The 3348-nt window shown below is 40.3% G+C and carries 5 protein-coding genes; 4 read left to right on the forward strand and 1 reads right to left on the reverse strand.

The features are described 5' to 3' along the window. Nucleotides 1-12: 12 nt before the first annotated feature. The 4 genes from BQ7314_RS15610 to BQ7314_RS15625 all read left to right on the forward strand — a co-directional run bounded on the left by BQ7314_RS15610 (nucleotide 13) and on the right by BQ7314_RS15625 (nucleotide 2723). Nucleotides 13-762: an AMP-binding enzyme gene (locus tag BQ7314_RS15610; protein ID WP_174484614.1), complete on the forward strand. Its 750-nt coding sequence runs from the start codon at nucleotides 13-15 to the stop codon at nucleotides 760-762. 91 nt (nucleotides 763-853) lie between these two features. Next, a complete protein-coding gene (locus BQ7314_RS15615; protein ID WP_174484615.1) occupies nucleotides 854-1942 on the forward strand; it encodes an acyl-CoA dehydrogenase family protein in 1089 nt (362 codons plus the stop codon). An 87-nt stretch (nucleotides 1943-2029) separates the two neighbouring features. Then, complete coding sequence (locus BQ7314_RS15620) at nucleotides 2030-2455, forward strand: methyltransferase family protein (protein WP_174484616.1); 426 nt, start codon at nucleotides 2030-2032, stop codon at nucleotides 2453-2455. A 103-nt stretch (nucleotides 2456-2558) separates the two neighbouring features. After that, nucleotides 2559-2723: a hypothetical protein gene (locus BQ7314_RS15625; RefSeq protein WP_174484617.1), complete on the forward strand. Its 165-nt coding sequence runs from the start codon at nucleotides 2559-2561 to the stop codon at nucleotides 2721-2723. Between the two features lie 259 nt (nucleotides 2724-2982). Here BQ7314_RS15625 and BQ7314_RS15630 read toward each other — a convergent pair. Next, nucleotides 2983-3348: fatty acid desaturase (locus tag BQ7314_RS15630; RefSeq protein ID WP_217423862.1), on the reverse strand; the 366-nt coding region annotated here is incomplete at its 5' end.

The following is a 3348-nucleotide window of genomic DNA, read 5'->3' on the forward strand; positions in this document are numbered from 1 at the left end:
TAAATAAAGTTTATGAGTTGCATCATTATAATTCTTAAATTGAACTTGCCTAAATTAATTTGTGCTCATTCCTTAGACACCACGCCACTCCCCCATTTAAAACGCATTTTATTTGCTGGCGAAGTTTTCCCTACGCAACATTTAATCACACTGGCAAACTTACTCCCTAAAACTGAACTGTATAATTTATACGGCCCGACAGAAACTAATGTTTGCTGTTATTGGCCAGTAGATAGAGCGCGTTTAAATATTGAACAAACTATTCCCATTGGCCAACCTGCTTGCAATGCACAGCTGACAATAGATACGGATTCTGGGGAATTGCAGGTCAACAGCTTGAATAATTTTTCCGGCTATTGGCAACAAGGCAAACTACAAGCCCGTAACCCAGTAACGTATCCAACTGGCGATAAAGTATCACTGAATCAATACGGTGAATACGATTATCATGGGCGCTTGGATCGCATGTTAAAATGCTCTGGTTATCGTGTTGAACCCGCTGAAATTGAACAATGCATTAATCAACTAATGCATATTGAAAGCTGTGCAGTGATTGGCATTAAAGACACCACTAGCGGACAAAGACCAGCCGCAGTTGTTACATTAATAAAAGAAGCCTCTTTAGCAGAAGCGATAAAACCTTTACGCCAGTTACTCCCACCGTATATGCAACCTTGTAAATTTATGGTGGTAGATAACTTACCCGTCTTATCTAATGGAAAAACTGATTATCAAGCGGTAGAAGGCTTGTTTAATAGCTGATGTTACACGTAAAGATAACTATAGTCCGCGTTACATAGCCATACACATATCACTTGCGGGCTAAAGTCCGCCCTAGCAGCAAAATAATTTTATGATTGATTACCAACAACTCCCTCCTAGTGGCGATCTGAACGCATCAAAACTTCGCCTTAATTATTGCGCCAAAAACGAATTATTAAAACATGCTGTTGCCGCTGAACATAATGGGCACGGTGATGGTTTTCAAGAGCTGGTCAAAGCACATATCAATTTAGGTAAACACTGCCAAGATACGGGATTAATACTCTCCCTGAATGCGCATATCTGGGGTTCGATTTTCCCATTAATACTTTATGGTAGCGAAGTACAAAAACAAGTTTGGCTGCCTGCGCTATTATCTGGTGAGATTATTGCAGGTCATGCGATTACCGAACCTCAATCGGGGTCAGATATTAATGCGCTAACAGCAACGGCTACTGCAACTGAATCTAGTTTTATCTTAAACGGTCATAAACGTTTTATCACTAATACCCCCATGGCTGATGCTTTGCTGATTTACGCAAAATTAGATGGAAAACTCTCTGGTTTTTTAGTAAAAAAACAAGATATTGGCGCGAATTTCAGTGACCAACCTAGTGTAACTGGCTGCACTAGTGCCACAATGGGCGATGTTATCCTGCAAGATTGTGTCATACCCTTAGATCGTCAATTAGGCAAAACAGGTGCTGGCGGCATGATGATACAAAATGCATTAGAGCTAGAACGCGCCTTTATTTTTGCAGGCATTATTGGCATTATGCAATGGCAACTAAAACAAGTCGTAAAATACAGTCGTGAACGTAAACTCAATGGCGTACACTTAGGTAGCAATCAAGCCATTAGCCATAAAATTGCCGAGATGCAATGCCGCTTAGATACTTGTTTGCTGTGGGTTAATGAATGTGCACGCTTAAAAGACACCGGCAAACGCATTAGCTTAGCCAGCGCACAAACCAAATTAATCGCTAGCGAAGCTTTTTTACAGTCGAGCTTAGATGCTGTACAAATATTCGGGGCGACTGGATTACTCGAAGCAAATAAAATGATCGGGTTAGTGCAAGACGCCATGGCCAGTCGTTTATTTTCTGGCTCATCAGAAATTCAAAAAAATATCATTGCTGCCTTACTCGGTACTGGCTCAGGCTATAGAAGTAAAGCATAATATAACTTCTCACCTGACTACTTCTGACTTATGTTTCTACGCGCCCTTTTAGCTTTCTTAATGGTTCCGGTTGTTGTCACAGGAATCATGCCTTTTATACTTTCTCTTTATGACCCTTACAAAGGGCAAGGCAACCTATCAGGATTAATCCCTCTTGCTGTTGGCTTGGTTATACTGCTTTGGTGTGTACGCGATTTTTACGTCTCCGGCAAAGGTACTTTAGCGCCTTGGGACCCTCCTAAGCACTTGGTCACTGTTGGGCTATACAGGTATGTCAGAAACCCCATGTATGTCGGAGTTCTCTTTATTCTATTAGGCTGGACGATTAGCACAGCCTCCCCGCTCATTTTCGGTTTTACCCTTTTCTTGTTTATTGCATTTTATCTGCGAGTAAAAACCCATGAAGAACCTTGGGCAGAGAAAATGTTTGGTACTGAATGGGAAAAATATAAGAATAATGTACCGAGATGGCTGCCACAGACTAAAGGCTATTATCCAACGAATAGGCGGTAAAGGTACGCGGTACGTACCCTACAAATTAAAACCCTCATTTTTATACTCAAACTGTAGGGTACGCATTGCGTACCTATTTTTACCCCCCCCTTACGAGGCTTTTATGTCTAATTATCGCCGGAACTACATTAAAGGTGGATCGTATTTCTTTACCGTAGTGACAGAAAAGCGGCGGCCTATTTTAAATAACCCTTTAGCCCGGCAGTGTTTGCGTGAGGCTTTTCGTCACTGCATGCAAAATCAGCCTTTTTCAATTGATACAACCTGAAGGCGATGCTGACTATTCAAAACGATGGGGAATCATCAAAAAAATTTCACTCAATCCTGGCTTGAACAGGGTGGCTCAGAAGTCAGTATTTCTAAGTCAAAACAACGCTATTATCGTCGTGGCGTATGGCAACGACGCTTTTGGGAGCATACCCTAAGCTGCCAAGCTGATTATAGCCAGCATTTTGATTATTTGCATTACAACCCAATTAAACATGGCATAGTAAAACATTTATCAGCCTATCCTTATTCGTTGTGCGTTATAAATTTTTTAACCGCCCCATGCAGTCTTTTCTATAAGAGGCATTATTTAACTTAACCCAAAGATTAGTCACAAAATATCCATATTTCATTATTGGGCCAGAATTTGAATAGTTAGTTTGATAAAAAGGGGTTTTTGCATTCTTATGATGCTCTATATGATTAGATATTCCTAATAATGCATACTCAGTTACCTGAGACTTATTGACCCAAGCCAAATTATTCTGTGATTTACCCTGTTGTAAGCCCCAATGTTGATAATAATTAATGGTTTCTAATAAGCGAACAGCCGAATATGCTTGGTATAAAAAAATAACAACCGCTACCCAACCAAAAAATATTATTATCAAAACAAGGATTATACA

Origin of the sequence: methanotrophic endosymbiont of Bathymodiolus puteoserpentis (Logatchev), assembly GCF_900128525.1 — a bacterium.
Classification (GTDB): Bacteria; Pseudomonadota; Gammaproteobacteria; order Methylococcales; family Methylomonadaceae; genus Methyloprofundus.

Excerpts from the sequence above, each read along its gene's own strand:
- BQ7314_RS15610 (WP_174484614.1), top strand. The coding sequence starts at position 13 with ATGAGTTGCATCATTATAATTCTTAAATTGAACTTGCCTAAATTAATT.
- BQ7314_RS15615 (WP_174484615.1), top strand. The coding sequence starts at position 854 with ATGATTGATTACCAACAACTCCCTCCTAGTGGCGATCTGAACGCATCA.
- BQ7314_RS15620 (WP_174484616.1), top strand. The coding sequence starts at position 2,030 with ATGCCTTTTATACTTTCTCTTTATGACCCTTACAAAGGGCAAGGCAAC.
- BQ7314_RS15625 (WP_174484617.1), top strand. The coding sequence starts at position 2,559 with ATGTCTAATTATCGCCGGAACTACATTAAAGGTGGATCGTATTTCTTT.